At 36.6% G+C, this 6,168-nt stretch carries 5 protein-coding genes and 1 tRNA gene; 4 read left to right on the top strand and 2 right to left on the bottom strand.

Translation table 11 applies throughout. From position 1 onward, the window contains the following. Positions 1 to 141 precede the first annotated feature (141 nt). The 3 genes from ACYVK4_RS33455 to ACYVK4_RS33445 all read left to right on the top strand — a co-directional run bounded on the left by ACYVK4_RS33455 (position 142) and on the right by ACYVK4_RS33445 (position 3,353). Complete coding sequence (locus tag ACYVK4_RS33455; protein WP_461131937.1) at positions 142 to 426, top strand: HigA family addiction module antitoxin; 285 nt, start codon at positions 142 to 144, stop codon at positions 424 to 426. A gap of 622 nt (positions 427 to 1,048) precedes the next feature. Then, positions 1,049 to 2,512, top strand: a complete 1,464-nt coding sequence (locus ACYVK4_RS33450; RefSeq protein ID WP_461131936.1) for a hypothetical protein — start codon at positions 1,049 to 1,051, stop codon at positions 2,510 to 2,512. An 85-nt stretch (positions 2,513 to 2,597) separates the two neighbouring features. Next, positions 2,598 to 3,353: an alpha-ketoglutarate-dependent dioxygenase AlkB family protein gene (locus ACYVK4_RS33445; RefSeq protein WP_461131935.1), complete on the top strand. Its 756-nt coding sequence runs from the start codon at positions 2,598 to 2,600 to the stop codon at positions 3,351 to 3,353. Positions 3,354 to 3,740: 387 nt separating this feature from the next. Here ACYVK4_RS33445 and ACYVK4_RS33440 read toward each other — a convergent pair. Then, positions 3,741 to 3,837, bottom strand: a tRNA-OTHER gene (locus tag ACYVK4_RS33440). Between the two features lie 168 nt (positions 3,838 to 4,005). Beyond that, positions 4,006 to 4,671 carry a hypothetical protein gene (locus ACYVK4_RS33435; protein WP_461131934.1) on the bottom strand — a complete coding sequence of 222 codons (666 nt, stop codon included), beginning with the start codon at positions 4,669 to 4,671 and terminating at the stop codon, positions 4,006 to 4,008. Positions 4,672 to 4,970: 299 nt separating this feature from the next. On the opposite strand from ACYVK4_RS33435, the gene ACYVK4_RS33430 reads away from it, so the two are divergent. Continuing rightward, entirely contained in the window at positions 4,971 to 6,128 is a 1,158-nt protein-coding gene (locus ACYVK4_RS33430) for a DUF3800 domain-containing protein (RefSeq protein ID WP_461131933.1), read from the top strand. Positions 6,129 to 6,168: the final 40 nt, after the last annotated feature.

Below are 6,168 nucleotides of genomic sequence, written 5' to 3'. Positions count from 1 at the left end.
TGGGGAACGGATAAAGGTGGACATTCTCTTTCTTTTTCACTACAATATTGGCTCAACAAAAGAAAGTCCATAGTAAGTACTGTTCTATGAAGCTTTTTTTTCCCCGCTGTTAAACTAACTCATGATAGAGCCGTAGTAACTATGAAGCGTAATTTAGCCCCCGTACATCCCGGCGTAATTTTGCGGGAAGAATACATTCAAGAGCGCGGCTTGACGATTACAGATGTAGCAAAAGGCTTAGGTATTGCCCGTGCCAACCTATCAGCCATTGTAAACGAGCGTGCAGGTATCAGCCCAGAGCTAGCCGTAAAACTATCAGAGGCTTTCGGGAACACCGCACAGTTTTGGGTAAATCTGCAAAAGAATCACGAGCTGTGGCACGCCGAAAAGAAGGTTAACCGCGCTGTAATTCAACATTTCAGCTAGGCTACAAAGGTAATTCAACCCGCCTGATTGAGTAATCTCCGGAGGTGTCGGCGGCTTTTGTGTGCTTAGAATGAAGGATGAATTAATCAGCCTATTTAAAATGTGGCGACAGTAAAATTGTAGACGAAAGCCTAAACCTCCGCATAAGTAACATTGTGAAGGTAGTGGTTTAATATAGGCGACCCCTTAACTGGGAGCAGGACAGACAAAGCAAGCGGATTAGGTGTTGCAGTGTAAATTGAAACACCTAATCCGCTTGCTTTGCTATAGGCGGTTGTATAATAAAGTACATAATTTGTCACTTAGCTCATCTAATCAAGAGTGTTTAACGGTGCGAAACCCATTAAAAGAACTAATCTAGGTGGATGGTAGCTTACAAAAACAACTTGTAAAAGAACCCTAATAGGAAAAGCTAGTGCAACACAAGAAGTAGTAACATTTGGAAATACTGCTAGCAAAAGGTTTATTTGCTGACCGTAACCTAAAAGCGTGACTAAATTACATATTAAAATAAAGCTGGCTTAAATTTTGGAAAGGCATATTACTAGGGTGCAATATGTAATAGCTAATTAGGTAAAAGACTTGCAAAAAAAATAAACATTAAAAATAAACAACGTAACAAATGGAGATAGTAGTTGGTAGCTTTATAGTCATATCTGTAATAATTTACTTAGTTACACAATTAATTAAGAACAAAAGAATTCAAGAAAGGAAACGACAACTAGAAGCGGATTTGCAATCCGAAATATTAGAACGTCAGGAAAAAGAGAAAAGACGAATAAAAATACAACTAGAAAATAAGAAAGAAGAACAAAAACGACTAAAGTTAGAGCAAGATCAAATAGAGAAGGAAAAACAAAAACGACTAAAGTTAGAACAAGATCAGACAGAAAAAGAACAACGTAAAAAAGATGAAGAAGAACGCTTACAAAATCTTTTTTTGCAAAAACAAGAGGAAGATAGACATGAAATACTAATAGTTGTCAATGTTATAAATAAAGATGATAAATTTATTCTTGCGCTAAAAAGAGAAAATAATACATATGCATATAAAGTAAAAGAAAGTAATCCTTTTCAGCTTAACCAAAAGATAAGAGTACAGAAAGTGCAATCTAATGGATTGACCTGGTTCTCCGAAACAGAACACTATATAAAGCTAGAACGTATAGAATTATATAATAAGCAGCAAATTGAAATAAAAAAGCAAAAAGAGAAAGATGATATTGAACTTTACCAAAAAAACTTTTCAGAATATGAAACAATATTTACTAATCAAATTGACAAGTTATTTAAACAAAACCCTTCTAATATTTCTTTTAACAATATAAGAAAGTTGAGTGTTGCTTATGCAAACCAATTATCTAAAGAAATGTCAGATAAATTGCATCAAGAATTAAATGGAGGCATATCAATAATTGAAACAGAAGCACATTTACATAAATATATTCACGCCTTTGGAAATATGCACCAGGCAAAACTTATTCAAAGCTTTCAAGCAATACAAAATTTAGAAGAAATTATTAATGGAAAAGACTTGCAAATTATAGATTATGGTTGTGGACAAGGAATTGGAAGTATAGTTTTTATCGATTGTTTAAAATTAATACAGCGACATAACTGCACCATATCACAAATACGCTTAATTGAACCGTCTGAGTTAGCTCTAAAACGAGCTTCTTGCAATGTTAAATATAGCTTGAAGAGTATAAATCAAAACGATTGCGTCTTAGCTATTCACAAACCTCTCGATGATTTGATAACACAAGATTTAATAACCAATGAAACATCAGTAAAATTTCATATATTTTCTAATATTTTAGATGTGGAAAGTATAGATATAAAATCTTTGTTTCAAAAAATAAATATGACACAGAAAGGAGTAAACTATTTTATATGTGTAAGTCCAAAGTTTTGGGACGAAGGTATACATATAAGAAACTTGCGTCTAGATGCTTTTGTAAATTTTTTTATGAATAATCAAAGCGTAAATTTAATTAGCCAACGTACAAGCAACATACATAATCCAAGTAATTCGGATAAACCTTATAAACGCTACGAAAAAATATTTAAAGTTGTGTTTAGTTAAAATGTTAAAATAGTAGCATCTTTATCAAACGCAAGCTGTAAGTTTTAAGATTACAAAGATGATCTTCCATTCTAATTAAAAAAACATGGACTTATTTAGCGGAATTCCAACAGCAAAAAATGAATTGCCTTTTAATCTACCAACAAAAAGTGGATATACAGCTTATTGGGATGATTCTTTAAACGGTTTTGTAATTAAAATTCCTAATGGCGAGCTTTTTTACTCTCAACACTTTTTTGATAAAAAAGTTAGTGATCGTTCAATCGAGTACTTTTTGGAAAATGAATCGAATGATTGGCGTACAGCAGATTGGAGGAATTATGATAAAGAACAACTTGATAAGATTAAATTTAAGAATATACAATGGCATCATGACCAAATTAAAATGTACGGTAAAGCCATATTTTTGCCTAGGTATTCCGCTTGGTATGGTGATAGTGATAAACCTTATACTTATTCTGGTTTGACATTACATCCCAAATCCTGGAATAAAGGTCTACTTTATATAAAAGACCGAATAGATAAAGTAGCTGGTGATCCCTTTAATAGTGTTTTAATGAATTGGTACAGAGATGGAGAGGATTATATTAATTGGCATACTGATGCTGAGAAAGAATTAGGTAAAAATCCAATTATTGGATCAGTAAACTTCGGAGCAACACGAAAATTTCAAATTCGACGTAAAGATGACAACGAAGAAAAGCTTGAAATTCCTCTTATGCATGGGACATTCTTGTTAATGCGTGGTGAAATGCAACACTTTTGGCAGCATGGTGTGCCAAAGGAAAAAAAGGTTAAGGAAGCTAGATTTAATTTGACTTTCAGAAATATTAAATCATAATGTATTTTTGATTTTAGGTAATAGGCTACTTTTAATGTTTCATTGTTAGAATTACATTACTAGTATATGAAGGTAAGTATCCGTCGAGAAGCTGGCCATAACTTCGGCAACTTGTGCTTCTATCTGGGCAATTGTCATATTCAATTAGTTTATTTTCGTGTTCTTGAAGATTAGTTACCTAGAAGTGATAATCAACAGTCCTAATAAGTCCGATAACGAATAAACCCTATTATATACATATTTCAAAATGATAATCATTACAGCTATTATAGAACCATTGCATTATTTACTTCTTTCGTTAACATACAAACCACCGTTTGCTTGTTAACAGAAAAACCGGCATAAGCCGGTTTTTCGTTGAAGACAGAAGTTGAAGAAGATTTCTAGTGACCCCTGGGGGATTCGAACCCCTCATTACCTGATTAAAAGTCGTCCTTCTGCCTTCGGTTAATGTCAAGTGTCCTAACCGTTAGACGAAGGGGCCAATTAAGCACGTAACGCCACTTATCAGCCAAAAGTTCTTTGTTTTACAAACATACGATGTTGGTCATACATTCGTAAAATAAAAAAGCTCAGTTATTCGGCGATTGAGTTTATAAAGCTCTAACAATTTTTGAATCACAAGCCTAGGTTAGATGCAAGCATCTAACGATCATAAATTTTTGGGCCCTGCTATTTTCAAAAATGCCATTTGCTTTGGAGTGTATTGGCTAAGCATGTGATCCCATGCTTTATGCGCAGCCTTTTCAAATTTGGCTTCTACAACATAGATTAAATGTTCAATGAGCCTAATATAGGAGGCCACATTCTTTTCTTCGGGGTAATTTCTTTTAATTTGATTAACCCATACGCCTTTTTCAAGGCTGACAGAATGTAATCTTAAATAGGCAATCCCAACATCTTGAGCAGTTTCCCCTCGGTGAGCGACGAAGTTGTGTCTTAGTTCTATTAAATGATTATGAGTTTCTAATAACATCAGGTCTGTATTGAATTGACAGTCTTTTACCTCTAATTTCGGTGATTTCGATGTTGTTGCATCAGTAAAGCATTTTCCATAAAGTGCTATTATTGTATGCCAGAGGCAAGTTTTTATAGTAGCGTCGTAATTAGTGTTTTCATCATCTATAAGCTTTTTCGCAGCGTCTAAACATAAGTTTAGGTCGCTTAGCATACTTTGATAGCCGATCAATTGAGTCGCTGCATATCCCGGCAAAACAAAATCAATGAATACCCCATTATTAGAATACTTTATTGCTTCTACGACACGAAGACGGGCCAAGTCCATTTCGTTTAAATTATCATCAATTTGATCGTCCATAAAAAGTAGGTTTCTTAGTGAACAAAAGCTCCGTGTGTAATCTTGACTTCCCACTAAAGGTAAATGAGTGGTAAAGTATGAACATCGAAAGAGAGCCTTTGCGTGCCCGTTTTGTTCGTAGTTAGACCAACATTTATCCTAGTCTATTCACAAGCAAACGCTCGTATGCTTGTTGTCCTGTTACTATATAAACGTTGATATAGTTACTAACAGAGGCTTAGCCAACGGATAGGGTTGGAAAGGGGATAGAAGGTATCAGCGACAATCAGTAACTTGCTGGCTAGCCTACTGAATGACCGATGAATGATCACATTGCCTTTCTGGATGAGTGGGGAAACAATGGTCTTGACTTTACGAAGCAAGGTGTTTCGACTCATTTTATCGTTTCCGCTATCACCCTACGTAAAGAACAGCTTAGTGAAGCTGAAACCCAATTAGAGGAGATACGTAGACGCTTCTTTCAAACCGGCCCGATCAAATCAGCTAAAGTAGGCAACGACGATAAGCGCCGGATCTTGATCTTAAGACAGCTACTAACCGTACCATTTCAACTATTTGCTCTTGTCGTCGATAAACGAGAGCTGCGCGGGGAGGGCTTTTATTACAAAGGCTCTTTCTACAAGTTTCTGCATGGGCTAGCCGACCGAGAACTCTACCGGAGCTTTCCTAATCTGGAATTAGTAGCGGATCGACACGGTGACGAAAGTTTTATGCAGGGATTCACCCAGTACATCTATAATCGACACGTGCCCACCCTGTTCAACCAAGCAAGTTTTCGCTTTGTGAACAGCCAGGCCAGTCTTCTCGTCCAAGCGGCTGATTTTGTAGCAGGCACCCTAGCCCGGTGTTATGATGAAACGGTTCTATCATCCGAACGAGCGAGCTTCGTTCAATTATTGAAACCTAAATTGCTTACCCTGAAATACTGGCCAGACGTGTTTGCCCCAGTGGTAGCCCAGAGCGTGCCCGATCAAGCCAATTACAATGCTGGTCTAGCTGAACTGTGTGTGGGCCTAGGCCAAGACTTTTTGCATCGTAAACTGACTAGTCGTTCTCCTCAAGAAGTGGACCAAGTTACCTGCTTAAATTATTTGTTGTTTCACTTCCGTCATGTTGATCCTACTCGTTACATTTCAAGCCGAGAATTAATAGCGCATATTGAGGAACGGCGCGGCAGTTTACCCAGCTTGCACTACTTTCAAACACGGGTAATTGCTCCGCTCCGGGATGCGGGTGTCATCATCGCCAGCAGCACCAAAGGCTACAAAATCCCGTCTTGTGAAGGAGACCTCTACGATTTTGTCAATCATAGTAATACCATCATTCAACCGCTATTATCTCGAATAAGCAAATGCCGAGATCGAATCCATTTAGCTACCAATGGAGCAATTGACTTGTTAGAGCGAGAAGAGTATGCCAATTTAAAACAGTTGTTATCCGATCAATCGTTAACCTGATTTGACGGTAAGAGGTAGGGGTTACAAACCAGGAACGACC

It is taken from the genome of Spirosoma aerophilum (assembly GCF_054782495.1).
The sequence above is the reverse complement of the archived record's forward strand: the minus strand, read 5'-3'. Positions and strand labels throughout refer to the sequence as shown.

Bases quoted from the DNA above. Each gene is read 5' to 3' on its own strand.
- ACYVK4_RS33445 (WP_461131935.1), top strand. From the start codon at position 2,598: ATGGACTTATTTAGCGGAATTCCAACAGCAAAAAATGAATTGCCTTTT.
- ACYVK4_RS33450 (WP_461131936.1), top strand. From the start codon at position 1,049: ATGGAGATAGTAGTTGGTAGCTTTATAGTCATATCTGTAATAATTTAC.
- ACYVK4_RS33455 (WP_461131937.1), top strand. From the start codon at position 142: ATGAAGCGTAATTTAGCCCCCGTACATCCCGGCGTAATTTTGCGGGAA.
- ACYVK4_RS33435 (WP_461131934.1), bottom strand. From the start codon at position 4,671: ATGGACGATCAAATTGATGATAATTTAAACGAAATGGACTTGGCCCGT.
- ACYVK4_RS33430 (WP_461131933.1), top strand. From the start codon at position 4,971: ATGAATGATCACATTGCCTTTCTGGATGAGTGGGGAAACAATGGTCTT.